Below are 23,914 nucleotides of genomic sequence, written 5' to 3' on the forward strand. Positions count from 1 at the left end.
GCCGAAATACCTCAGTCAGCGCCCACACGAATTACTTGGTCAATTTTTTAAAGAGCCGGGCTGTTGCCCTGTTGAGGCCGCGTATTCTACCGCTTCGCTCAACCTTGTCAACCGTTATTTTCCAGCGCTTTCGATGCTTCCGAAAACCGCCGAGTCGTGCCGGTTGACCCGTTCAAGGTGGCGCGCATTCTACACTGCTTTGCCACCCTGTCAACCGTTGTTTTGAAGAAATCTGAAACTCGAAATTCTTAATCAAAACAATCGGTTGCCTTTCGATTCCGGCCCTGCCTCAGTGGCGTGCCCCTCGAAAGAGATGCGCATTCTACAGCCCCCAGCGGACCTGTAAAGCCCTTTTTAAAGCTTTTTATCCAAAGTCTCGGTTTTCCGAAATGAACTGTTCAGAAGACGACCAGACTACCCTCGAATCCGATCAACAAACAACCAGTGCCTGGGGCGACACCGCTATTCGTCGCTCCGTCCTACCTCTCACAAGATGAGGGCGACCTCTTCTCAACTCAATACGACCATAAAAAAGGCCATTCCCGATGCAGGAATGACCTCTTCTATACCAACAAGACGGATTAGCCGCCCATCTTCTTACTCATCAGCCATCGCCGACGGCTGAATGCCTCTACCTGTAAAGGTATTCAATCGACAATTACAACCCGGGCAATCTTCTTCTTGCCCGCCTGGATGACGACATCCTCCCCCCGGGCAAACATGCGATCATCTTTCAACTGCTCGCCATTGATGTAAACAGCACCCCGACCGAAGACATCTTTGGCCGCCTTGCCGTTCTGGGCCAGCCCCGCTTCTTTGAGCAGCGACACAATATGGATGCTGTCGCGATCACCCAGAGACACAGAGACCTCCGGCACATTTTCCGGAATCTCCCCCAGCGCGACCTGGTTACCCGCCGACTTATGCGCATTTTTTGCGGCTTCTTCATCATGGAAGCGGGCGATAATCTCTTCGGCCAATACCCGCTTGTAGTCCTGCGGGTTCGCACCACCTTCAACAGCTTTGCGGAACTCTTCCACTTCGGCCAAAGGGCGGAAGCTCAGCAATTCAAAATAACGCCACATCAGACTGTCCGGGATCGACAGCAATTTGGTAAACATTTCACCCGGCGAGTCGTTGACGCCAACGTAATTGCCAAGCGACTTGGACATCTTCTGCACACCATCCAGGCCTTCGAGGATCGGCATCGTCAGAATGACCTGTGGTTCCTGATCGTAACGGCTCTGAATCGTGCGCCCCATCCCCAGGTTAAAACGCTGGTCCGTACCCCCCAGTTCTACATCCGCCTTCAGGGCCACGGAGTCATAGCCCTGTACCAGCGGGTACAGGAACTCGTGAATGGCGATCGGCTGATTACCCTCATAGCGCTTGGAGAAGTCATCCCGCTCCAGCATCCGCGCCACCGTGCTCTGACCTGCCAACTGAATCATGTCCGCAGCGGACATCTTGTTCATCCAGTCCGAGTTGAACGCAACCGTCGTCTTCTCCGGATCGAGGATCTTGAAGACCTGCTCTTTATAGGTCTGCGCATTCCGAGATACCTGCTCCGGTGTCAGCGGCGGCCGCGTAGCGCTCTTGCCGGTCGGATCTCCGATCATGCCGGTGAAGTCCCCGATCAGGAAAATCACTTCATGCCCCAGATCCTGGAAGTGGCGCAGCTTGTTAATCAGGACGGTATGACCGAGGTGGAGATCCGGCGCCGTGGGATCAAAACCCGCCTTGATACGCAGACGACGGCCAGACTTCAGCTTTTCGATCAGCTCGTCTTCCGGCAGAAGATCATCAACGCCTCGCTTGATCAGCGCCAGGGCATCATCGATTGCGGTCATTCATCCTTCCTCTATTACCAGTCGGTTTTAACAAAGCTCAACACAACACTGCAGAGCGTTACCTGCTGACTTGATACAGTTCTCACTGTTCAGTTTTTGGCCAGCTCATACTAGAATCCAGCGTTTTGGCCAGCACGGGCGCCGCATTATATCAAGGACGCCCCGGTTTCGCCGGCCGGGATTTGTACGGCTAAAGCCGTTTGCAAGGGCTGTTGCCAGCCGTTTGGCATGCACTATACTTCGGACTAACTTTAACTATTTGGCACAACATCCAGTTGCGTCAGGGAAAACAGGTTTCAACGTGCTCAAGACATTCCCCAAAAAACACCTGATCGCTGCGGGCACGCTCAGCGCCGTTGTCGGCCTCGCTTTTGTGTTGAGCCCAGGCGATCCCGCGGAAGCCGGCCGTACATCGGTATCTCTCGACCAGGCCGCTTCCAAACCTGAAGAGAAAGCACAACCCGAGACGGCGCCCGTGTCCGACTCGGTGGTGGCGTCGTCGCAACCGGAGGCACAGCGCCCATCGGACAAGCCGGAAGAGATTGCCAAAGCCGACCAGCCAGCGCAAGAGACGGCGTCTGCCCCTGTGACGCCGGCTGAACCGGAGCTGGACTGGCAGCACTTCACTATTAAAAGTGGCGACTCTCTGACTACGCTCTTCAAGAAAGCCGGATTCAACAGCTCCCTGATGTTCTCGGTGATCCACGGAGAGGGTGACGCGGATAAATTGGAGCGCTTGTACGCCGGCGAATCCATCGCTTTTGCCACCGATGACAGCGGCGAGTTGCAGCAGGTCGAGTTGACCCGCAATCGCCTGGAGTCCCTGCACATCGAACGTCAGGATGAAGGCTTCGCCGGACAGATCGTCACGCGCGAGCCGGAACCCCGCCCGGTTTATCGGCACGGCGTGATTGACGATTCGCTCTACCTGTCGGCTCGCGACGCGGGCCTGGACGACCGGCTGACCATGGAGATGGCTGGCATCTTCGGCTGGGATATCGATTTCGTCTACGACATCCGGAAGGGCGACAAGTTTGAAGTGCTCTACCAGGACCTTTACCTGGACGACGAGAAGATCGACACCGGCAACATCCTGGCCGCCAAGTTCATCAATCGCGGCAAAGAGACCATTGCCCTGCGCTACACCGACGAGAACGGCGACACCGACTACTACACCCCCGATGGCCACAGCCTGCGCAAAGCCATCCTGCGCACGCCGATCAATGCCCGCGTCTCGTCGCCATTCAACCTGCAGCGCCGTCATCCGGTGCTGGGCGTCGTCCGCCCTCACGAAGGCACAGATTACGCAGCGCCGCCGGGAACGCCCATCAAGGCCGCTGGCAATGGTCGCGTCGTCTCCGCCGGCTGGAAAGGCGGGTACGGGCGCGCCGTCGTGATCCAGCATGGCGACAATATCTCCACGCTGTACGCCCACATGCGCGCCATTGCCAAAGGCATGCGCAGCGGTGTCCGCGTCAAGCAGGGGCAGACCATCGGCTACCTGGGTTCGTCCGGCCTGGCCACCGGACCGCATCTGCATTACGAATTCCGGATTAACGGCGTTCCGCGCAATTCCCGCTCCGTCAAACTGCCGGATGCCAGTCCTGTGCCGAAAGCGGAAATGGCGCGCTTCCAGGCGAAGACCCAAACACTGCTGACCGCGCTCAACGAGGCTCGCGGCGAACGACAGATTGCCCTGGGCCCGGAGAGTGAGTGAATCGATGACCGAACCGGCCTACATCGGGCTCATGTCCGGAACCAGCATGGACGGTATCGATGCGGTGTTGGCGTCATTTCCCGGTGATCGCGTGGACATCCACGGCACCTACTCACTGCCGTATACCGACACGCTCCGCCAGCGCTTGACCCGCGCCTGCCAAAACCAGGCGACGCCGGATGAGGTCGGCGAATTGGACCATGAACTCGGTGCGCTTTTCGGCGAGGCAGCGAGTGGTGTGATCGAGGCCGCGGACTGGCCCCGGGCATCGATCGTCGCCATCGGCAGCCATGGCCAAACGATCCGGCATCAGCCGTCGGGCAAGCACCCCTTCACTACACAGATTGGCGACCCCAACCTCATCGCGGAAGCCACGGGCATCACGACCGTCGCCGACTTCCGTCGGCGCGATCTGGCAGCCGGCGGTCAGGGTGCACCTCTGGTCCCGGCCTTCCATCGCGCTTTTTTTGGGAATGACCAGACAAACCGCTGCATCGTCAACATTGGTGGCATAGCCAACATCACCTGGCTGCCACACGCCGAACCAGACCAGGCGCTGGGCTTCGACACCGGACCGGGCAATGCACTGATCGACGCCTGGTGTCTCAAGCAGACCGGGCGCCCCTATGACGACAACGGCCACTGGGCGCAAACCGGTGAAATCAACCAGACATTGCTTACCGACATGCTCAGCGACGCCTATTTCCGGCGCCCGGCCCCCAAGAGCACCGGCAAGGAACGCTTCAACCTGTCCTGGATTGAGACCGTCATTGCACGCCATCCGGACATCCCCGCCAACGACGTACAGTGCACGCTTGTGGAACTGACGGCCCGCTCACTCGCCATGCAGCTCCCCAAATCTTCTGGTATCACGTTGTATATTTGTGGCGGTGGCGCCCGCAACCGGTTCCTGATGGAGCGCCTGGAGATCGTCCTGCCAGACGCCACCATCAAGACGACGGCCGCACTGGGCCTGGATCCGCAATGGGTGGAAGGGGTAGCGTTTGCCTGGCTGGCCAAGCGCACTCTGGATCAGCAAACCGGCAACCTGCCGGCCGTGACCGGTGCGCGTGGCGAGAGAATCCTGGGGGCCATTTACCAGGGCTAGAACGCAAAAAGGCCTGCTTCCAAAAGCAGGCCTTTACAGCGAAACCCAACCGATCCTAGATCGAAAACGACGATCCACAGCCGCAGGTCGTCGTGGCATTCGGGTTCTGGACCATGAACTGCGCTCCCTGCAACCCTTCCTGATAGTCAATCGTCGCACCGATCAGGTACTGGTAACTCATGGGGTCGACCAGCAGCGTGACGCCATCCTTTTCGATGATGGTGTCGTCCTCTTCCTGGGCTTCGTCAAAGGAAAAGCCATACTGGAAGCCGGAGCAACCGCCGCCGGTCACAAAGACGCGAAGCTTCAGATCGGGATTTTCCTCTTCCTCGACCAGCTCCCGAACTTTGGCCACAGCGTTGTCGCTGACAAACATGGGTGTGGCTATCTGTTCCTGAACTGCACTCAAGGGTCGCCTCCTGGGTAAAAAAAAGCAGCTACCGATGGATTATCCAATTCCCGACTAAAACAGTCAATTATTCAGACCGCTCCTCCGTGGATTCGGCATCCGCCTCATTCTGCGACGCCGGATTGGCTTCCAGAGCCTCCCGCGACTGGCGCAGCAGGCCGACCGGTTCCTTCTGGTGGACCAGGTTGCCGTTAACTTCGGCACCCATAGCCATCTGGATCAGGCTGTAGTAGACATTTCCGTTAATGGAGGCTTTCTGGGCCAGTTCAAGGTGCTCGGAAGCGTACACATCGCCGTGTACTGTGCCGTTGATGATCACATGCGGAGCGACGATATCGCCTTCCACCGCGCCGATTTCGGAGACACGCAGGATGGCCGAGGTGCCTTCCTCAGCCATCACCTTACCGCGGACGCGTCCGTCGATATGCAGACCGCCGGAGAATTCGACATCGCCGGAAATCGCGGTCTTGCTGGAAATCAGGGTATCGAAATGCCCCGTGGTCGGTTTACGCGATTTCTGCTTCTTGTTGCCGAGCATGCCTTATTTCTCCATCACCGATTGCCATTCAAACGTTCGTTCACTCTGGGTCGCCTTGCGCCCTTCCGCTTTCGCCACCACTTGCACTTCCAGCGGCTCGAAGCCATCGGGCAGCGTCATAACACCCTCAATATCCTGGAAATACCGGTATCGAAACCGGATCCCCAGGTCTTCGATATCTTTCGACAGGTCGCGTAGCGCCACCACCTGCCGTTTGCCGTCCTGCTCACCGATGACGTTCACCGCCACGTTGCCGGCAATATAGCTGCGATTGTCACCCACCTGCGTCAATACCAGCTTGAAACGAACCGCCCGGTCACCGGGGCGCTGCTCCAGCTCCAGTCGCTGGATCGTCAGCCCGTTGTCGGATTCCGACGGCGCCATGATGTTCTTGTAGAACGTCAGATCCGCCTTGACGGAACTCAGCCGGTCTTCCAGTCGCGAGATCGTATGCCGCGCCTGGGACAGAGCTTGCTGATCAATCTTGCGACCACGCTCCAGGTTGATCATCTGCTGCTGCAGGTCCGTTTGCTGCGTGCGCATGGCCGAGAGCTCACCGCTCAGATCCGGCCCGGGTTCGGCCTCCGTCGTAAACCGGAAACCACCTTGTGCCATACCGGCAAGATAGCCCACACCCGCGAAAATCAAACTGACGACCAGCAGAATCAACCATCGCTTATACCGCTGCCCCGGCTGATAGCGGACAACAATGTACTCACCCTGTTTCTTGCGATCGGAAGCCAACGATCGGCCTCCGTTACGGCAACAGGGCCGGCGCTGCCAGCCCCGCGGTTTCTTCGAGACCGAACATGATGTTCATGTTCTGGACTGCCTGGCCGGCCGCGCCCTTGACCAGATTATCAATCACCGAGGACACGATGATCACCGGGCTGTCCTCCTGACGGTGCAGGGCCATCCGGCAGTGGTTGGCACCGCGCACACTGCGTGTTTCGGGATGGGCACCGAACGGCATGACGTCGACAAACGGCTCGTTTTCGTAGCGCTTCTCGAACAGACCCTGCAGGGTGTCAAAGGACACCGGATCCCGCACTTCCGCATACAGGGTGGCTTCGATGCCACGGATCATCGGCAGCAGATGCGGCACGAAGGTCACGCCAACGGTGCCACCGGCGGCCAGCTCCAGCCCCTGACGGATTTCCGGCAGGTGGCGGTGGCCGGAGGCGCCATAGGCCTTGAAGCTCTCGCCAATCTCGCCATGCAGCATGCCGATCTTGCCCTGACGACCGGCACCGCTGGCGCCGGACTTGGCGTCCGCCACCAGGTGAGCGGGATTCACCAGACCGTTCTCCAGCAGCGGCAGGAAACCCAGCTGGACCGCGGTGGGATAACAGCCGGGATTGGCCACCAGCTGGGCCTCGCGAATCTGCTCCCGGAATACCTCCGGCAGACCGTAGACGGCTTTTTCGGCCCAGTCGGCCGACTCATGGGGCATGCCGTACCACTTGGCCCAGACGTCCAGGTCCCGGATCCGGAAGTCCGCGGACAGGTCGACGACCCGCGTGCCAGCAGCGATCAAACCGGGCACCATGCGCATGGCCACACCGTGAGGCGTGGCAAAGAACACCAGGTCGCATTGAGCCAGGGCGGCTTCGTCCGGCTCGGTGAAAGTCAGATCAAAGTAGCCGCGCAGGTTCGGGTACATATCGGCAACGGGCTGGCCTGCCTCGGATCGCGAGGTGATCATGGCCACTTCCACGTCCGGATGGGTTGCCAGAATCCGCAGCAGTTCCACCCCGGTGTACCCGGTTCCGCCGACAATACCTACCTTGATCAATGCTCTGTCCTCCTCGCTGCCCGGTTGCAGGGCGACCGTCTTGAATCGGCGGACAGTCTAACATGATATTGATCAGGCTTTTGGCACGCTGTGTAGCGCCAATTACAATAGAATAAGTCATTGTTACGTTTGACATACACACGGCCCCGGAGTCCGTCAGCCGCCCCACAACCAGAACAGGAAGGCCTCGCTGGCAGCCGGGACGCCCCTACAAAAGGCATTCCTACGCATGAGCAGACTGAGGCAACGCATTGTTGACGAGCTGATCCCCCTTTTCCGGAGACGCTTGTCGGGCGTGGATGCTTTGCCCCAGCTGTCCATCCTCGGGCTGATCTCCGGGATTATCACAGGCCTGGTGATCCTGCTGTTTCGTCTGGCCATCGAGTGGCCGCTTTCGGAATTCCTGCCGGGCGGGCACAACGAATCGTTCGAGAGTCTGGACTGGGTCGTTCGGGGCTTGCTGCCACTGTGCGGCGCCCTGCTGCTGGGCCTGTTGATGCACCGGCTGGTCATTTCCGATCGCAAGGTCGGCGTCACCTACGTCATGGAACGCCTGAACTACCACCAGGGTTACATTTCCCTGCGCAGTGCCATCGTGCAGTTCATTTTCGGCGTGGGCACCGTGGTTACCGGCCAGTCATCCGGCCGGGAAGGCCCGGCGGTGCATCTTGGGGCGGCTTTCTCCAGCCTGCTGGGTCAGTGGATGAAGCTGCCCAACAACAGCATCCGTACCCTGGTGGCCTGTGGCTGTGCGGGGGCCATCTCCGCGTCGTTCAATACGCCGATCGCCGGCGTCATCTTCGCTATGGAAGTGGTGATGATGGAATACACCATCGCCGGATTTACCCCGGTGATCCTCGCTTCGGTCAGTGCCGGGGTGGTGACCCAGGCCGTTTACGGCTCGGCACCGGCGTTTACCGTGCCGCCACTGACCATGAACTCCCTGCTGGAAATCCCCTGGATCCTGGTGATCGCCGTGGTCATCGGCGTGGCCTCGGCGGGATTTGTCCGCCTCCTCGTTCTGTCCACCCGCTTCAATGACAAGCCGATCCTGTTGCGCATGGCGGCCGCCGGCCTGCTGATGGTGCCGGTGGCCATCCTGGTGCCGGAAATCATGGGCATCGGCTATGACACCGTCAGTGAGACCATCCACGACCAGATCCCGCTTCTGCTGCTGCTCGCCATCGCGCTGACCAAGCTGGTGATCACCGCCATTACGATCGGCCTCGGCATGCCCAGCGGGCTGATCGGCCCGACGATTTTCATCGGTGCCACGCTGGGCGGCGCGATGGGCCTGGTGGGGGCCGCCGTGGCGCCGGACATCGCCTCCAGTACCGGGTTCTACGCCATGCTGGGGATGGGCGCGATGATGGGATCCGTCCTGCAGGCGCCGTTGGCCGCGCTCATGGCGTTGATTGAGTTGACTCGCAACCCCAACATCATCCTGCCGGGCATGCTGATCGTGACCGTCTCCAGCCTGGTGGCCAGCGAAGTGTTCGGTCAACGTTCGATCTTCCTGTCGGTGCTTAAGAGCCAGGGATTGAGCTACCAGAACTCGCCGGTGATCCAGGCACTGCGTCGGGTCTCTGTGGGCGCCATCATGGAGCGCAGTCTCCGGCGGGTGCAGCGCCGTATCGGTCCGGAGATCGCCAAGGAAATCCTCAAGACCGAACCCCGCTGGCTGATCGTCGATGGCCAGAATGGGCCCACCGCCTTGCTGCCGTCGGTGGACCTCGCGCGCTATCTGGAGGATCATGCCGAGAAGCTGGAGCCGGACCCGGAGGATCCCGAGAAAAATCCCGAGATCGACCTGATGGAAATTCCGGCCAACCGCCGGGACCTGGCGCCGATTCCCTATCAGGCAACCCTTGAGGAAGCCATGGCCCAGTTCAACGACAGTCGGGCAGAAGCGCTCTACGTGCAGCGCCATGTGGCCCCCATGATTCAGCGGATCATCGGTGTCGTACTGAAATCGGAAATCGAACACTACTACCAATACCGTAAGGAATAAGCCTCCATGCTTTGGGTTAAAGCCTTCCACATCATTGCGGTGGTGTGCTGGTTCGCCGCTATTTTTTATTTGCCCCGACTGTTCGTCTACCACGCCAGCTGCGAGGACGAGGCAGGTCGCGAGCGTTTCAAGATCATGGAACGCAAGCTGTACCGGGGCATCGGCACCCCGTCGATGATTGCGACGATTGTGCTCGGCCTGTGGCTGATCAGCTACAGCCCTTCGGCCTATTTAAGCCAGGGCTGGCTGCATGCGAAACTGGCGCTCGTGGCGCTGCTGGTCGTCTATCACGTTTACTGCGGCCACCTGGTCAAGGTTTTCCGGGACGATGCCAACCAGCGGAGCCACGTGTTTTATCGCTGGTTCAATGAACTGCCGGTGCTGGTTCTGGTCGCCGTGGTGATCCTGGTCACCGTCAAGCCGTTCTGATTCACTGAAACATTCAGGTCACGCTATGCATCAACGCCCCCACGTCCTCATTCTCTCGGGTCTCGATCCGTCCGGCGGTGCCGGCATCCAGGCCGACATCCAGGCGGTGACTGCACTCGGCTGCCACCCGCTGCCGGTCATCAGTTGCCTGACCGTCCAGGACACGTGCAACGTCCACGGCGCCGAGGCGATCGATCCGGCCCTGGTCCGCCAGCAGCTGGAATGCCTGGCGAAGGACGTTCCCATCCACGCGGTGAAAACCGGGGCGCTCGGCAGCGCGGCCATCGTCGACGTACTGGTGGATTTCATGCGGGACCGCACTGGGATTCCCCTGGTGGTCGATCCCGTCATCAAGGCCGCCGGCGGCGGTGACCTGGCCGACGATGAACTGATTCAGGCCATGACCGCTCGCCTGTTCCAACTCGCCGACGTCATCACACCGAACGGCATCGAACTGGCCCAACTGGGCGAGGATGACGACACCGAAGCTGCCGCCAGACGATTACTGGACGCCGGTTGCCCCGCGGTCCTCGCGACCGGCGGCCACGGCACCGGCCCGCAGATCATCAACCGGCTATTCCGGGCCGGTACGGACACCAAGGAATGGCATATCGACCGGCTGGGCGGTGAATATCACGGTTCCGGCTGCACACTGGCTGCCGGCATCGCGGCCGGTCGCGCCAAAGGCCTGCCGCTGGAAGGCGCCATTGAACGCTCCCAGTACCTCGTCGCCCGGGCCATCGACCAGGCCCTGACCGTGGGCAAGGGCCAGCCGGTGCCGGATCGCAGCGTCGCGGTGGTGTCTTCATGAGCGTCGAGGAATCGCTACGACCCGGACTCTATGCCATCACCGATCCCGATTTGCTACCGGGCGACCAGCTGATACCGGCCGTCGAAGCAGCCATCCGAGGCGGTGCGGTGCTGGTCCAGTACCGAGACAAACAGGCAACGGAAACAGAGCGCCTGGCACGGGCGCGGGATCTGGTCAGTGTCTGCACCAACCACCAGATTCCCCTGCTCATTAATGACGATGCGGCCCTAGCAAGGCGCGTGGGCGCAGCCGGCGCGCATCTGGGCCAGGAAGACGGCAACATCGCCGAGGCCCGCGCCCTGCTGGGCCCGGACGCCATTCTCGGCAAGACCTGCCACGCCAGCCTCGAACTGGCTCAGGCAGCCCGCGAAGCCGGGGCCGATTACCTGGCCTTTGGCCGTTTTTTTCCATCCATGACCAAGCCAGGTGCGCCGGCAGCAACACCGGACATTCTGCAACAGGCGCAGTCGTTGGGACTTCCCCTGAGTGCCATCGGCGGCATCAGCCTGGAAAATGCCCCTCTATTGATTGCCAAAGGCGCGGACCTGCTGGCCGTCATCGGCGGCCTGTTTGGCACCGATGACATCGAAACGCGCGCCCGTGCCTTTACCGACCTTTTTGCCAAGACCACCGAACAGGAGCCCTCCTGATGACCCAGTCCGAAACCCTTTTCAAAAACGCCCAGCAGTACATCCCCGGCGGCGTGAACTCGCCGGTGCGGGCGTTCAAGGGCGTTGGCGGCACCCCCATCTTCATCAAGACCGCCAAAGGCGCGTACCTCTATGACGAGGACGACAATCGCTACATCGATTACATCGGCTCCTGGGGGCCGATGATTCTCGGCCACCGCGACCAGCGGGTGATCGATGCGCTGCACGCTCAGATCGACGTGGGCGTGGGCTACGGCGCGCCGACGGCGATCGAAACCGCCATGGCCAAGAAAATCTGCGAATTGGTGCCGTCCATCGACCTGGTGCGCATGGTCAACTCCGGCACCGAAGCCACCATGAGCACCATTCGCCTGGCCCGGGGCTACACCGGTCGCGACAAGATCGTGAAGTTTGAAGGTTGTTACCACGGCCATGTGGATTCCCTGCTGGTCAAGGCCGGCTCTGGTGCACTGACGCTGGGCGTGCCCAACTCCCCGGGCATTCCCGCCAGCCTCGCCGAGCACACCTTGACGGTGCCGTTCAATGACATCGAGAGCGTGCGCAAGGTGTTCGCCGAAATGGGCGACGAGATTGCGGCCGTTATCGTTGAGCCGGTCGCCGGCAATATGAACTGCATCCCGCCGGTGCCGGGTTTCCTCGAAGGACTGCGCAACGTCTGCGACCAGTACGGCAGCGTGCTGATTTTCGACGAGGTGATGACCGGCTTCCGCGTCTCCCTGGGCGGCGCCCAGGAACGCTATGGCGTCACCCCGGACCTGACGGCCCTGGGCAAGGTCATCGGCGGCGGCCTGCCGGTGGGCGCGTTCGGCGGCAAGCGTGAGATCATGTCGCACATTTCACCGCTGGGCCCGGTTTACCAGGCGGGCACCCTGTCCGGCAACCCGCTGGCGATGCGCGCGGGCCTGACCACGCTGGAAGCCATCTCCGAACCCGGTTTCCACGACCGCCTGACCGAGAAAACCAACACCCTCCGGGACGGCTTCAAGCGTGCGGCCAATGCGGCCGGCGTGCCGCTCGTCGTGCAGAGTGCCGGAGCGATGTTCGGTTTCTTCTTCACCGACCAGAATCAGGTGAATACCTTCGAAGATGTCATGCGCTGCGATGCGGAGCGATTCGGTCGTTTCTTCAACTGCATGCTCAAGGAAGGCGTCTACCTGGCGCCCTCGGCCTTCGAAGCCGGCTTTACCAGTGCGGCGATGAGTGACGAGGACATTGAACACACCCTCGCCGCCGCCCGCAAAGTGATGGATACTCTGTAAATCGCAGGGACACCGCAGGATGGCCGGTCTCACCGGCCATCCTTGTCACACCGGGCCAGTTAAGCGACCCACATCACATCCCCACCTCCAGGGCCTGTCCGGCTCAAGTAATCTGCCCACCTTTGCTGAATACTGGGATTGTCCGTCAAAGCAGTCTGCGACCGTCTGTCAGATCACAACAACAAGGCGATCAGAGGTACGCAGGCGGCACTTCAAGCCGCTACCGATCGTTCGCCCACTGACAGAGGCCGCCGTTTGGCTGGGTCGTCCCGCTCGCCCGGAGCTGGACCAACCCCGACACCAAGACAACAACAAACACGGTAGGAACGACAACAATGAAACACTGGCTCAAGCTGCTCGCCCTGACGGGCGTGCTGGTGTGGTCCATGCCGGCTGCGGCCTGGTGGTGGGACTCCACGCCCTCTGACTACGCAAAAACACGCTACCCCATCGTACTGGTCCACGGCATGTTCGGTTTTGATGATATCGCCGGCTACGACTACTGGTACGGTATTCCTGAAGATCTGCGCGACAACGGCGCCAAGGTGTTCCTGACCCAGGTACCTGCCCTGGATACCTCCGTCGAACGCGGCGAGGCCCTGCTGCCGCAGATCGAAGCCATTGCGGCGGTCTACGGCAAGGTGAACCTGATCGGCCACAGCCACGGCGGGCCCACCGCGCGCTATGTGGCCCGCGTGCGTCCGGACCTGGTGGCTTCCGTGACCACGGTCGGTTCGCCTCACAAGGGCTCTGCGGTCGCAGACCTGATTGCCGGTTCGCCGGTTGAAGGCCCGGTAGCCGGACTGGCCAATGCCTTGGGCGGACTGATCGACCTGCTGTCCGGAGGCGGCTATAACCAGGACTTCAGTGCCAGCGTGGCGTCCCTGTCCACCGAGGGCAGCGCCGAGTTCAACGCCTTCGCACCAGCCGGCATTCCTACGTCGGCTTGTGGCGAGGGCGCATACAGCGCCAACGGCATGCGTTTCTATTCCTGGGGTGGCACCGGTCATCTGACCAATGCGCTGGATCCCTCCGATGCCCTGCTGCTGGTCACCGCCGCGGCGTTCGGGACGACCGCCAACGACGGTCTGGTCGGACGCTGCAGCAACCATTTCGGCAAGGTGATCCGCGACAACTACTTCATGAATCACCTGGACGAAGTGAATCAGGCTTTGGGTCTGCACAGCCTGTTCGAGACCGATCCCAAGACGGTCTATCGGCAACAGGCCAACCGCCTGAAGAACGCGGGCCTCTGATCCCCGCGGGCCGACAGCCTCCGGGCGGCTGCCGGCCTTTCCCGTCCCAGCGAATCCCTCCTCTTATTTCAAGCGTACCCAATCCTGTTAAACGATCGTAATTTTGGGGAAGGAACTCCCGTAATGTCGCATGCGTTACAAATAGGAAAGTGACGTAATGGCCGGTATATCGAACCAATCAACAGATAGCCAGCCGTTGGCGACACACAACAACATCGAATGATGAGAGGGAGAAATCCAATGAAAAAGAAGTTCGTACAGGGTTTCGCGATCTCCGCCATGACGGCGGCATTGGCCGCTTGCGGAGGTGGGGGTGACGGCGATGATGCGGCCGCTACGGGTTCCGTCTCCGTCGGCATGGCAGATGCGCCCATCGACAATGTTGACGAGGTGAACATCACCGTGACAGGAGTCGTTCTCAAACCGGCTGGCGGCGACAAAATCACGTTCGAGTTTGACGAACCCAAATCACTCAACCTACTGGATCTTCAGAACGGTAACGTCGCCAGCTTGATTGAAGACGAAGAGGTTCCCGCAGGCGAGTACAACTGGATTCGCCTGATGCTGAGCGATAACCCGGATGATCTCAACGTTATGATTGGCGACGCCATTTATACCCTTGAAGTGCCCTCCGGATCACAGACCGGGCTCAAGCTGAATACCGGCTTTACCGTGCCGGCCGGGGGTGATGCCGCCTTCACAATCGACTTTGATGTTCGCAAGTCGCTGGTAGAGCCCGTGGGCAACAGCGCCGACTACTTCCTCAAGCCGTCACTGCGTCTGATCGACAACATTGAAGTAGGTACGCTGACTGGCACCGTTGACAGCTCAACCATCATCCAGACGGAATGCGCAGATTCCCAGACCTATGCTGGCGCGGTGTACGTTTATAATGGGACGGATGTAACACCGGACGACTTGGGTAGTGCCAACGAACCTCTCGTGGTCGTACCAGTGAACGAAGACGTGAATGAGCCAGGGACCTACACCTACACCAATTCATTCATCGCGGAAGGCGACTACACCGTGAGCTATACCTGCGATATGGATGAACTGACCGATGACAACGGCGAACCGCTCGATGAGGACCTGAACTTCATTGACACCCAAAACACCAGTGTCACCGCTGGCGAAACCACAACGGTTAATTTCGTCGGTTCCTGATAACAGCGAACGTCATTCCAGATCGAGGTCGGTATCCTCACCGGCCTCGACCTCCACATTCACCGGATCGAGGAAGGACAGGGACTCGTCCGCCTCGACATCGTCCTTGTCACAACTGTAGCTGACCGTGTAATCCCCTTCGTTGAGCAGCGATGCCTTGTAGCGATAGACGCCCGGGTTATCACGGTTGTTGACGGGGACCGCCGCAACCGGTTCGGTCGCACCTCCCAGGTCATCCGGCTCCACGTCCGCCCCTTCGTAGACATACACCAGCCCGGCAAAATCGCCGACGCTGGCGCAGCGCGTCTGGAGGATGGTTGATTCGTCGACGGTTCCGGAAATGGAACCGACGTTGTCGTCCTTGACCAGCCGCAGGACCGGCTTGAGGAAATAGGTGGACGGGTTGAGCGTTGGCGCCACGACGGATTTGCGGACGTCGAAATCCAGCGTCATGGACACCGACTTATTATCCCCCACGCTGAAACCGGCATTGACCTTGAGGCCGGACTGGTCGCCGGACGGGATCACCAGTCCATAAGTGCCACCGTCATCGCCGGTGACGTATTGATCGCTGCTTTGCTGGCTCAGGATCAGACGCACCCACTCATAGCTGGCGGCCGGCACGCCTTCATCATCCAGTAGCGTTTCGACATCGCCATTCTGCAGGTCGAGCAGATCGATCGGCTGCGGGTCATCAAAATTAATGGTGATGCTGTCGTCGTCTGAGGGTTTGAGCTCGACGCCCGTGACCGTAATGACGACTTCCGCCAGATCATCCACCGGCGCATCGGCCAGCTTCAGGGTCAGGGAGCCGTCCTCATCGGAGCCGACCGTACCAAATTCCCATTCACAACCACCCAGCCCCGCCAGGGCAGCCACCATCACCACACCGCAACACGTCCGTTTCTGCATCACACCCTCCTGAATCCCTGGGCTCGGCGGTCTGCTTACAGTGCGGCGGCCCGCGCTTCAGCCTGTTCGGCACCGGCCACGTTGCCGGAGGCCCGGCGGATGTCCGCCAGCATGTGCCAGCCCGTGCGTTGGAGCCCGGTATCCGATCCCGCCAGCGATAATCCCTTCAAGGCAAACTGTTCGGCCTTGCCCAACTGGTTTTCTGCTTTGTAGGCGTACGCCAGCTTGAAATAGACCTTGCTGGAGCGCGGCGAGATCCGTTGCGCCCGTTCGAGCTGACTGATGGCCGCCCGGGTATCGCCCTCCGCCAGCATCACATCGGCTTTCTGGACCAGGCTGGCTGCCGCCGGTGAGATGGCTTCGCTCTCGTCCTGGTAGCTCGGCGCCGGCTTCGACGCTTTGGACTCCGGGCTTTCCTGCGGCTGTTCCGAGGCGCGCGGCGCCGCTTCCGGCTCGTTAGCGGTGGGCGGCGGTGGCGCGTTGTCCTGGGACTGTCCAGCCGGCACGTAGATGGAACCACCCGGTCCACTGGCGCAACCGGCCAGCAAGGTCATACCCAGGCACAAACCGGGAAGCAGTCGTTTATGCATCATTCAAAGAGTCCTTCAAACCAGCTCCGGACCCGACGCGTCAGGTCGCCGGAGCAATTGACCGTGTCTTTGGGTTCGCTGCCAACGATAAAGGGCACGAACCGCGCGTTGTCACAGGATTCACTGGTCAGTGCCTGTTGCTGACCGTCCACCCACTCATACTTTACATCAGTCGGCACGACGGGCGAGAACCCATACTGGGGAATCCGGGACATGATATTGGCCCACACCGGCAGGGCGCCGGTGGCACCGGTCAGGCTGGTCGGGCCGTTGTCATCCCGACCGACCCAGGCGACCGTGACCAGGTCGCCGCTGAAGCCGGCGAACCAGCTGTCGCGACCGTCATTGGTGGTGCCGGTCTTGCCCGCCAGCCCCAGATCGGAGGACAGGTAACGGTAGGCGGAGCGACCGGTGCCCTCGCGCATGACTTCCTGCATCGCGTACTGCACCAGATGGACCGCGGCCGGGTCGACCACCTGATCGACTTCGAGCCCGTAACGGGACAGGATCTTGCCGTCTGACGTCATCACCTCGCGAATGGTGCGCAGCGGCGTATTAAAGCCGGAGGTGGCCAGCCCCTGATACATCGATGCCACCTCGACCGGCGACAGGTTGATCGCCCCGAGCAGCATCGACGGGTAACTCTGGACCGGCTCGTTGAGCCCCAGCTTGTGCAGGTTATCGATCACTTCGTCGATGCCGACGTCCAGCCCCACCCGGACCGTCGCCAGGTTATAGGACTTTGCCAGCGCCCGGTGCAGCGGCACCATGCCGTGGGACTCATGCTCGTAATTCTCCGGCGACCAGCGACGACCGTCGTCGAATACCAGCGTGAAGGGTTCGTCCTTGATCGGCGTGATCAACGTGTACTTGTCGGGATGGCTCAGTGCCGTCAAATAGATGAACGGCTTGATCAGCGAGCCAATCGGCCGACGCGCGTCGACGGCCCGGTTGAAACCGGCAAACTTGGGTTCCCGACCGCCCACCAGCGCAAGCACCTCGCCACTGTCCCGCGAGGTGACCACCGCGGCGGATTCCAGCGTCTTGTCCTTGCCGCCGCCATCGAGGCGGTCCAGCGTCTTGCGCACGGACTGCTCGGTGATGCGCTGGATCTCGGGATTCAGCGTGGTGAAGATGCGCAGACCGGCACTCTTCAGGTCCTCGTCCTTATATTCCCGGGCCAGGTGACGACGCACCAGATCCAGATAGGCGGGATACCGAGCGTTGCTATAAGACGGCTTGTTGACCACATCCAGTCCGCGCTGTTTGGCCTTGGCGATCTTGTCGGCCGGCACCTTGCCGGTCTGGGCCAACAAATCCAGAACCAGATTGCGACGCTTCAGCGCCCGCTGCGGATGGCGCCGGGGATCGTAGTAGCTGGGGCCCTTAATAATCGCCACCAGCAAAGCGACCTCGTGCAGATCCAGATGACTGAAGGATTCCCCGAAATAGAACTGACTGGCCAGACCGAAGCCGTTGATGGAGCGGGCACCGGCCTGTCCCAGGTACACCTCGTTGAGATAGGTCTGCAGGATTTCCGGCTTGTCGTAGTGCAGTTCCAGCAGCATGGCCATAATGGCCTCGTTGCCCTTGCGCACCAGCGTCTGCTCGCGGCTGAGGTAGAGGTTCTTGACCAGCTGTTGGGTCAACGTACTGCCGCCCTGCACCACGTGCCCGGCGCGCACGTTCGCCCACATGGCCCGGGCAATGGAGAGCGGCGCGATGCCCCAGTGCTGATAGAAATCCCGGTCTTCGGTCGCCAATAGGGCGGGCACGAAAGAGTCCGGGGCGTCGGATAGCTTGATCAGGATCCGGTCTTCCTTGTGGGCGGGATAGATCCCACCGATCTGTATGGGCTCCAGGCGCACCACCGGCGAATCCGGGCCAGCAGTCACCCGGAACTGCTGGACACGATCGCCGCTGACACTGAAACGCAGCCGTCGGGCCGGCTCCTCGCCATCCGAGAACCGGAAGGCACGGGTGTAGATCTCGAAGGTGCGTCCGTTGCGACTGTAGGTGCCGGGCTCCCGGGCCGAGCGGACCGGCGTATACCCCAGTTGCGAGAGCTCGTTGCTCAGGCCCACCGTGGTCACGGCGGCGCCATCGTAGAGTTCCAGCGGACGGGCATAGACCCGCGAGGGAATTTCCCAGCGCCGGCCCTCGAACTTCGAGGTCACGACCGCGTCCAGGTACACCGTCCAGCCCGCCAATACCACGAGACCGACCAGTCCCAGGCGCCAGAAAACACGCCAGAAACGGGTTCGAAAACCCTGCTTTGCCGGGGACTTACGTTGTTTTTTCTTACTGTTACCGCGACCGCGGTTTTTCGGGGATGATTTGGCCATGGCGCGCATTATAACCAGACCGCCTCACGGGAAGCCCACAGGTTGTGAAACTGTAATACACGGAAGGCCGGAGCGGGTCAGAGGCGCTCCGCCCTCCCGTCGCCGCGCCTTTCTGTGAATCGCCCACTGTCATTTGGGGACTGGAACGCTATCATAGGTCGCGACACGTCAATGCAGACCCCGATGCAAAGGAGAGACCCGTGAGCAATGACCTGATCAGTGCCCTCCAGGACCCCGCCCGCTATGACCACCCGGTGGACGACTTCAAGGTCCTGGAAACCCACATTTCCTGGGTCATCCTCACCGGTCCCTACGCCTACAAGATCAAGAAGCCGATGGATTTCGGCTTCCTCGATTTTTCATCCCTGGATCGCCGCAAGCATTTCTGCGAGGAAGAGATCCGCCTTAACCGTCGATTGGCGCCGGATCTGTATGAGGCCGTGGTCCCCATTACCGGCAGTGCGGAAAACCCAACCCTGGGCGGCGACGGCGAACCGTTCGAGTACGCGATCCGCATGCGTCAATTCGACCAGGCCAACCTACTCGACGCGATACAGGAAAAAGGCAACCTGACCAGCAAGGCGATGAAGGATCTGGCGCGCCAGACGGCCGAGTTTCACCGGGATCTGCCACGGGTACCGGACGACAAGCCACTGGGCACGCCGGAAGCGGTCTACGCGGCCATGCAGGAGAATTTCGACCAGGTCCGCCCTCTGCTGGACGATGCTGACCTGCTCAAGCAGGTGGATGAGCTGGAAGCCTGGACCCGCACCACCTTCAACCGCCTGGAAGACAAGATCGCCCAGCGCCGCAGCGACGGGTTCGTGCGGGAGTGTCATGGCGACCTGCACTTGTCCAACATCACCTACTACGACGGTGACGTCACCGTCTTCGATTGCATCGAGTTCAACGAGCCCTTCCGCTGGATCGATGTGATCAATGACGTCGCCTTCCTGCTGATGGACCTGGAATCCCGTGGTGAAAACGGTCTCGCCATGGACGTCCTGAACACCTACCTGGAATACAGCGGTGATTACGAGGCCCTGCCACTGTTGCCACTATACAAGGCTTACCGGGCCATGGTTCGGGCCAAGATCGCCCTGCTCACCCGGGGCAACGAGGGGCTGAGCGAAGCGGACAAGGCCGGATTACTGGATACGTTCCGCAGCTACGCGCATCTGGCCGACAGTTACGGCACCTGCCCGAACCCGTACCTGCTGGCCACAACCGGCCTCTCCGGCAGCGGCAAGACGGTGGTCAGTGGTGCCCTGGCACGGGAGTTGGGACTGATCCGTCTGCGCTCTGACGTGGAACGCAAGCGCCTGCACGGACTGAGCCCCCTGGACAACAGCCGCTCAGGTATTGGTGCGGATATATACAGCGCCGAATCCAACCAGAAAACCTACGATCGCCTGGCCGCCCTGGCGCAGAACATACTGCTCTCGGGCTACCCCGTGATCATCGATGCGGCCTGCCTCAAGCACGCCGAGCGGGCGCGGTTCGACGATCTGGCGGCGGAGCTCGGTATGCCGTTCGCCCTGATCGATTGCCAGGCGCCGGAAGCCCTGCGTCGCAAGTGGATCCGCGCCCGCAATGACGATGCCTCCGAAGCCACCGAGGCGCTGCTCGACAAGCAGCTCACCTGGCTGGAGCCGATCGCGGAAGACGAAAAAGCGCACACCGTCCACGTGCACACGGAAGAGGACCGGGTTGCGGAGAGTCTGGCCGACCGCATCCGGAGCCATTTCTCGCTCGCGTGACCGGCGGACGCCACTACACTGATGACAAGCCCATGAGACAGGAGTCGGATCCATGGAAGACACGGTACGCGTACTCGATCACCCGCTTTACCAGACCCTGCGCAATGAGAACATCCAGGCGTTCAACGAGGCCAAGGGCGGCCTCGACACCTACCCCAGCTTCTCCCACGGGGACTTTCGTGGCCTGGACCTCAGGGGCATCGACGTGGCGGGCCTCGACCTGAGTCACGCCTATTTTCGCGGTGCCGACCTGCGAGGCATCGACTTCAGCCGGGCCAACCTGGAAGGCGCCAGCATTGCCGGCGCCAAGATCTCGGGCTGCCTGTTTCCCATTGAGCTGCATGCGGACGAGATCGTGATGTCGCTGAATCATGGCACCCGCATGCGCTACAACATGACCAAGTAATCCAACGACCCAGCATCATGCCGGCGACCATCACGCTCACCGATGACCTGGCGGAGAACGAATGCCGCCAGTTCGATCTGCCCGACACGACCTTCGGTGGCTTTGTGGTCCGCCATCGCGGACAGGTCTACGCCTACCATAATGTGTGCCCTCACCTGGGCATTGCGCTGAACTGGCTGCCGGACCAGTTCATGGACGCGGACCGCTGCTTCATCCAGTGTGTCAATCACCACGCGCTGTTCACCGTCGATGACGGCCACTGCATTACCGGCCCCTGCGCCGGTGACAACCTGACCCCGCTCACCGTCGAACGGCAGGACGGGATGCTGTTGATCCACGTCGGCTGACGTTCAATCCAGCACCACCGGCAGCGGTGTTTCCAGCGCCAATGACGTCGGGCTCAGATTGGCCCGCCAGGCCAGGATTTCCACTCCGTTCTGCGCCGCTTCGCGCAGCAGCCGACCGTATTCCGGGTCGATATGATCGGCCGGCGCGACGCTCTCCACCCCGGTATGGTTGACGCAGAAGAACAGCACCGCACGGTCGCCGGCGGCGGCCTGCGCCATGAGCTCCCGGAGGTGTTTCTGGCCCCGGGTGGTCACCGCGTCCGGAAAATACCCCCGCCCGCCCTCGCCGAGCGTCACGTTTTTCACCTCCACCCAGGCATCGGGTTGGTCGGGGTGGCCGGACAGGTGCAAGTCGATACGACTCTTTTCACTGCCGTAACGGACTTCGCTGCGCAGCTTTGAATAGCCCGCCAGCGCGTCGATCCGGCCCGCCTCGATGGCGGCACGGACCTGGTGATTGGGGCGGGACGTGTTGATCAGCGCCAACGTTTCCGGTGCGACCTCCACCAGCTCCCAGGTGTATTTGAGCTTGCGCTTAGGATCCTCGCTGTGAGTCAGCCAGACCCGGCTGTCCGGCGCCTTGCAGCCCAGCATGGAGCCGGTATTGGGGCAATGGGCCGTCACCACCCGCCCATCGTCCAGCGTTACATCCGCCAGGAATCGCTTGTAACGCTTGATCAGCCGCCCTTCGATCAACGGCGCAGGAAACTCCATGATTCTCTCCAACAGTCAAATTGGGCTTCAGCAAACACGAACGAGTCATCCGGGCGAGAGCCGATCCTTCCCACACCACGATGAACCTTTGAAAATCAGCGCCCTATCATACCGATTCCGCCTCCGGCGGACAGGTTGCGCAGCCTTGACGTGCAGGACTAGCGCGACTCAGGTGAATCTGCTATTTTCCGCAGATTCATTGAGTCCCGCATCCAGTCTGAGGGAAGGGGCGAAGGCACCCGACAAAAAATGCTACGCTGGTACTCAGGCAAACAGGCCGGGACGGGTGACAGGAATCTGGGGTGACTGCCCACGGCAGCCGCCATGCCCTAAAGGTCGGGCCTCCGGACCAACGAAGGTCGGAGCCTCCTTGGAGTATTGAAAAGAGGCTGGTTTCTATGCCGAATATTGAAGAAAAAGCCCGCGAACGGTTCACCAACTTCACGCCTTACGAAATGAAGAAAGGCGAGGAGTACATGAGTGAAGACATGCTGGAGCACTTCCGCCAGCTGCTGCTTCAATGGAAGCAGGAACTGATGGAAGAAGTTGACCGCACCATGCATCACATGCAGGAAGATGCGGCCAACTACGCCGATCCCAGCGACCGGGCCACTCAGGAAGAGGAATTCAGTCTGGAGCTGCGCACCCGCGATCGGGAACGCAAGCTGATCAAGAAGATCGACCAGACCATTGATCGCATCGACAAGGACGACTACGGCTTCTGCGACCAGTGCGGCGTGGAAATCGGTACTCGCCGGCTGGAAGCTCGTCCGACGGCGACGCTCTGCATCGACTGCAAGACGCTGGCGGAAATCCGCGAGCGCCAGACCGGAATCTGATCCAGCCAACACCAGGACGCCGGGCGCCAGACGCCCGGCGCTCCGCTGATTCATGACCTCAGTCTACCGGGGGCGTTTTGCCCCATCCCCAACCGGACCGCTGCATTTTGGCTCCCTGGTGACCGGGCTGGCCAGCTATCTCGAAGCACGCACCCATTCCGGCACCTGGCTGGTCCGCATTGAGGACCTGGATCCCCTGCGTGAACCACCCGAAGCCGCCGGCCAGATCCTGCACAGTCTCGAGTGTCATGGGCTGCACTGGGACGAAAGCGTGCGCTTCCAGTCGGAACGTCATGAAGCCTACGCGGCCGCCATCCAGCAGCTACTCGACGACGACCGGGCCTATGGCTGCGCCTGCTCCCGCAAACAACTGAGCGCGCATAACGGCCATCACCCGGACGACTGCCGCAACCGCAAAGCCATGCCCGACGGCCCTCACGCCGTACGTCTGAAGCTTGACGACTGTACCCTGAGTTGGCGCGATCGATTGCTGGGCCCGCAAGCCCAGGTGCTGCGCGCCGAACGTGATGATCCGGTGCTGCAACGCAAGGAAGGGTTCTACGCCTACCAGTTGGCCGTGGTAGTGGACGATATTGACCAGGGCATCACCGACATCGTGCGCGGCTCGGACCTGCTGGAGACCACCGCCGCGCAACTGAAACTGTTCGACTGGCTGGGTGCCACCGCGCCCGATTTCCTGCACATTCCGGTCATCCTCAACGCCAGCGGGCAGAAGCTGAGCAAACAGACCCACGCACCGGCACTCGACGACGACCAGCCCGGCGCCAACCTCTGGCACGCCCTGCAGGCGTTGGGGCAGGAGCCACCGGCGACACTGCTCGGAGCCAGCCCCGACGCTATACTGGAATGGGCGCAGCCCCACTGGTCGGCGGAACGTTTGCCATTGCAATCCGGGCTGGCACCTGCTCCGGCCTGACAATACAAGGGGTTGCGTGGTATAACGCGACACTCGGTAACCGCAG

General features: G+C 61.0%; 23 protein-coding genes. 14 read left to right on the top strand and 9 right to left on the bottom strand.

Annotated features, from left to right (window positions below; genetic code table 11):
• Window positions 1–647: 647 nt before the first annotated feature.
• Entirely contained in the window at window positions 648–1,850 is a 1,203-nt protein-coding gene (gene tyrS / locus JL474_RS19290) for a tyrosine--tRNA ligase (protein ID WP_123636178.1), read from the bottom strand.
• Window positions 1,851–2,151: 301 nt separating this feature from the next.
• On the opposite strand from tyrS, the gene JL474_RS19295 reads away from it, so the two are divergent.
• Window positions 2,152–3,567, top strand: a complete 1,416-nt coding sequence (locus JL474_RS19295; protein WP_203143454.1) for an OapA family protein — start codon at window positions 2,152–2,154, stop codon at window positions 3,565–3,567.
• 4 nt (window positions 3,568–3,571) lie between these two features.
• Window positions 3,572–4,675, top strand: coding sequence for an anhydro-N-acetylmuramic acid kinase (locus tag JL474_RS19300; protein ID WP_203143455.1), 1,104 nt, complete (start codon window positions 3,572–3,574; stop codon window positions 4,673–4,675).
• 55 nt (window positions 4,676–4,730) lie between these two features.
• On the opposite strand, the gene erpA is transcribed toward JL474_RS19300, so the two are convergent.
• From erpA to argC, 4 genes are all read right to left on the bottom strand, one after another.
• A complete protein-coding gene (gene erpA, locus JL474_RS19305; RefSeq protein ID WP_203143456.1) occupies window positions 4,731–5,084 on the bottom strand; it encodes an iron-sulfur cluster insertion protein ErpA in 354 nt (117 codons plus the stop codon).
• 67 nt (window positions 5,085–5,151) lie between these two features.
• Window positions 5,152–5,622, bottom strand: a complete 471-nt coding sequence (locus JL474_RS19310; protein WP_203143457.1) for a bactofilin family protein — start codon at window positions 5,620–5,622, stop codon at window positions 5,152–5,154.
• A gap of 3 nt (window positions 5,623–5,625) precedes the next feature.
• Window positions 5,626–6,366, bottom strand: coding sequence for a DUF6776 family protein (locus JL474_RS19315; RefSeq protein ID WP_123636183.1), 741 nt, complete (start codon window positions 6,364–6,366; stop codon window positions 5,626–5,628).
• A 13-nt stretch (window positions 6,367–6,379) separates the two neighbouring features.
• A complete protein-coding gene (gene argC, locus JL474_RS19320) occupies window positions 6,380–7,417 on the bottom strand; it encodes an N-acetyl-gamma-glutamyl-phosphate reductase (RefSeq protein ID WP_203143458.1) in 1,038 nt (345 codons plus the stop codon).
• Window positions 7,418–7,646: 229 nt separating this feature from the next.
• On the opposite strand from argC, the gene JL474_RS19325 reads away from it, so the two are divergent.
• From JL474_RS19325 to JL474_RS19355, 7 genes are all read left to right on the top strand, one after another.
• The gene (locus JL474_RS19325) at window positions 7,647–9,428 is read left to right on the top strand and encodes a chloride channel protein (RefSeq protein WP_203143459.1); all 1,782 of its coding nucleotides are present in this window, start codon (window positions 7,647–7,649) and stop codon (window positions 9,426–9,428) included.
• A gap of 6 nt (window positions 9,429–9,434) precedes the next feature.
• On the top strand, window positions 9,435–9,857 hold the full coding sequence (gene hemJ, locus JL474_RS19330) for a protoporphyrinogen oxidase HemJ (protein ID WP_123636186.1): 423 nt from the start codon (window positions 9,435–9,437) through the stop codon (window positions 9,855–9,857).
• A 25-nt stretch (window positions 9,858–9,882) separates the two neighbouring features.
• Window positions 9,883–10,668 carry a bifunctional hydroxymethylpyrimidine kinase/phosphomethylpyrimidine kinase gene (gene thiD, locus JL474_RS19335; RefSeq protein ID WP_203143462.1) on the top strand — a complete coding sequence of 262 codons (786 nt, stop codon included), beginning with the start codon at window positions 9,883–9,885 and terminating at the stop codon, window positions 10,666–10,668.
• Complete coding sequence (thiE, locus tag JL474_RS19340; protein ID WP_203143463.1) at window positions 10,665–11,318, top strand: thiamine phosphate synthase; 654 nt, start codon at window positions 10,665–10,667, stop codon at window positions 11,316–11,318. Before thiD ends, thiE begins: the two co-directional genes overlap by 4 nt.
• Window positions 11,318–12,598 (top strand): glutamate-1-semialdehyde 2,1-aminomutase, encoded by a 1,281-nt coding sequence (hemL, locus tag JL474_RS19345; protein ID WP_203143465.1) that lies wholly within the window; start codon window positions 11,318–11,320, stop codon window positions 12,596–12,598. Before thiE ends, hemL begins: the two co-directional genes overlap by 1 nt.
• A 335-nt stretch (window positions 12,599–12,933) precedes the next feature.
• Window positions 12,934–13,854 (top strand): lipase family alpha/beta hydrolase, encoded by a 921-nt coding sequence (locus JL474_RS19350; RefSeq protein WP_203143467.1) that lies wholly within the window; start codon window positions 12,934–12,936, stop codon window positions 13,852–13,854.
• A gap of 240 nt (window positions 13,855–14,094) precedes the next feature.
• A complete protein-coding gene (locus tag JL474_RS19355) occupies window positions 14,095–15,018 on the top strand; it encodes a DUF4382 domain-containing protein (RefSeq protein ID WP_203143469.1) in 924 nt (307 codons plus the stop codon).
• A 12-nt stretch (window positions 15,019–15,030) separates the two neighbouring features.
• Here the strand turns inward: JL474_RS19355 and JL474_RS19360 are convergent, their stop codons facing one another.
• The 3 genes from JL474_RS19360 to mrcB are packed head-to-tail and all read right to left on the bottom strand — an operon-like array spanning window position 15,031 to window position 18,865.
• Complete coding sequence (locus JL474_RS19360) at window positions 15,031–15,930, bottom strand: DUF4382 domain-containing protein (RefSeq protein ID WP_203143471.1); 900 nt, start codon at window positions 15,928–15,930, stop codon at window positions 15,031–15,033.
• 35 nt (window positions 15,931–15,965) lie between these two features.
• Window positions 15,966–16,520 carry a tetratricopeptide repeat protein gene (locus JL474_RS19365; RefSeq protein ID WP_203143753.1) on the bottom strand — a complete coding sequence of 185 codons (555 nt, stop codon included), beginning with the start codon at window positions 16,518–16,520 and terminating at the stop codon, window positions 15,966–15,968.
• On the bottom strand, window positions 16,520–18,865 hold the full coding sequence (mrcB, locus tag JL474_RS19370; protein WP_236012393.1) for a penicillin-binding protein 1B: 2,346 nt from the start codon (window positions 18,863–18,865) through the stop codon (window positions 16,520–16,522). Before mrcB ends, JL474_RS19365 begins: the two co-directional genes overlap by 1 nt.
• Window positions 18,866–19,065: 200 nt before the next feature.
• On the opposite strand from mrcB, the gene JL474_RS19375 reads away from it, so the two are divergent.
• Genes JL474_RS19375 through JL474_RS19385 form a run of 3 tightly spaced genes read left to right on the top strand, consistent with a single transcriptional unit; the run spans window position 19,066 to window position 21,378 of the window.
• The gene (locus JL474_RS19375; protein WP_203143475.1) at window positions 19,066–20,625 is read left to right on the top strand and encodes a bifunctional aminoglycoside phosphotransferase/ATP-binding protein; all 1,560 of its coding nucleotides are present in this window, start codon (window positions 19,066–19,068) and stop codon (window positions 20,623–20,625) included.
• A 52-nt stretch (window positions 20,626–20,677) separates the two neighbouring features.
• On the top strand, window positions 20,678–21,031 hold the full coding sequence (locus tag JL474_RS19380; RefSeq protein WP_123636195.1) for a pentapeptide repeat-containing protein: 354 nt from the start codon (window positions 20,678–20,680) through the stop codon (window positions 21,029–21,031).
• A gap of 17 nt (window positions 21,032–21,048) precedes the next feature.
• Window positions 21,049–21,378, top strand: coding sequence for a Rieske (2Fe-2S) protein (locus JL474_RS19385; protein ID WP_203143478.1), 330 nt, complete (start codon window positions 21,049–21,051; stop codon window positions 21,376–21,378).
• A 3-nt stretch (window positions 21,379–21,381) separates the two neighbouring features.
• On the opposite strand, the gene sfsA is transcribed toward JL474_RS19385, so the two are convergent.
• Window positions 21,382–22,092 carry a DNA/RNA nuclease SfsA gene (gene sfsA / locus JL474_RS19390; protein ID WP_203143481.1) on the bottom strand — a complete coding sequence of 237 codons (711 nt, stop codon included), beginning with the start codon at window positions 22,090–22,092 and terminating at the stop codon, window positions 21,382–21,384.
• Between the two features lie 398 nt (window positions 22,093–22,490).
• Between sfsA and dksA the strand changes: the two genes are divergently transcribed.
• Both dksA and gluQRS read left to right on the top strand, forming a co-directional pair.
• On the top strand, window positions 22,491–22,931 hold the full coding sequence (gene dksA / locus JL474_RS19395) for an RNA polymerase-binding protein DksA (protein ID WP_123636198.1): 441 nt from the start codon (window positions 22,491–22,493) through the stop codon (window positions 22,929–22,931).
• A 52-nt stretch (window positions 22,932–22,983) separates the two neighbouring features.
• Window positions 22,984–23,868, top strand: a complete 885-nt coding sequence (gluQRS, locus tag JL474_RS19400; RefSeq protein WP_203143483.1) for a tRNA glutamyl-Q(34) synthetase GluQRS — start codon at window positions 22,984–22,986, stop codon at window positions 23,866–23,868.
• Window positions 23,869–23,914 lie beyond the last annotated feature (46 nt).

The organism is Marinobacter mangrovi, assembly GCF_016798325.1.
Classification (GTDB): domain Bacteria; phylum Pseudomonadota; class Gammaproteobacteria; order Pseudomonadales; family Oleiphilaceae; genus Marinobacter_A; species Marinobacter_A mangrovi.

Excerpts from the sequence above, each read along its gene's own strand:
- JL474_RS19380 (WP_123636195.1), top strand. The coding sequence starts at position 20,678 with ATGGAAGACACGGTACGCGTACTCGATCACCCGCTTTACCAGACCCTG.
- JL474_RS19300 (WP_203143455.1), top strand. The coding sequence starts at position 3,572 with ATGACCGAACCGGCCTACATCGGGCTCATGTCCGGAACCAGCATGGAC.
- hemL (WP_203143465.1), top strand. The coding sequence starts at position 11,318 with ATGACCCAGTCCGAAACCCTTTTCAAAAACGCCCAGCAGTACATCCCC.
- JL474_RS19355 (WP_203143469.1), top strand. The coding sequence starts at position 14,095 with ATGAAAAAGAAGTTCGTACAGGGTTTCGCGATCTCCGCCATGACGGCG.
- dksA (WP_123636198.1), top strand. The coding sequence starts at position 22,491 with ATGCCGAATATTGAAGAAAAAGCCCGCGAACGGTTCACCAACTTCACG.
- JL474_RS19310 (WP_203143457.1), bottom strand. The coding sequence starts at position 5,622 with ATGCTCGGCAACAAGAAGCAGAAATCGCGTAAACCGACCACGGGGCAT.
- gluQRS (WP_203143483.1), top strand. The coding sequence starts at position 22,984 with ATGACCTCAGTCTACCGGGGGCGTTTTGCCCCATCCCCAACCGGACCG.
- JL474_RS19360 (WP_203143471.1), bottom strand. The coding sequence starts at position 15,930 with ATGCAGAAACGGACGTGTTGCGGTGTGGTGATGGTGGCTGCCCTGGCG.
- JL474_RS19385 (WP_203143478.1), top strand. The coding sequence starts at position 21,049 with ATGCCGGCGACCATCACGCTCACCGATGACCTGGCGGAGAACGAATGC.
- thiD (WP_203143462.1), top strand. The coding sequence starts at position 9,883 with ATGCATCAACGCCCCCACGTCCTCATTCTCTCGGGTCTCGATCCGTCC.
- thiE (WP_203143463.1), top strand. The coding sequence starts at position 10,665 with ATGAGCGTCGAGGAATCGCTACGACCCGGACTCTATGCCATCACCGAT.
- hemJ (WP_123636186.1), top strand. The coding sequence starts at position 9,435 with ATGCTTTGGGTTAAAGCCTTCCACATCATTGCGGTGGTGTGCTGGTTC.
- JL474_RS19365 (WP_203143753.1), bottom strand. The coding sequence starts at position 16,520 with ATGCATAAACGACTGCTTCCCGGTTTGTGCCTGGGTATGACCTTGCTG.
- JL474_RS19325 (WP_203143459.1), top strand. The coding sequence starts at position 7,647 with ATGAGCAGACTGAGGCAACGCATTGTTGACGAGCTGATCCCCCTTTTC.
- tyrS (WP_123636178.1), bottom strand. The coding sequence starts at position 1,850 with ATGACCGCAATCGATGATGCCCTGGCGCTGATCAAGCGAGGCGTTGAT.
- mrcB (WP_236012393.1), bottom strand. The coding sequence starts at position 18,865 with ATGGCCAAATCATCCCCGAAAAACCGCGGTCGCGGTAACAGTAAGAAA.
- sfsA (WP_203143481.1), bottom strand. The coding sequence starts at position 22,092 with ATGGAGTTTCCTGCGCCGTTGATCGAAGGGCGGCTGATCAAGCGTTAC.
- JL474_RS19350 (WP_203143467.1), top strand. The coding sequence starts at position 12,934 with ATGAAACACTGGCTCAAGCTGCTCGCCCTGACGGGCGTGCTGGTGTGG.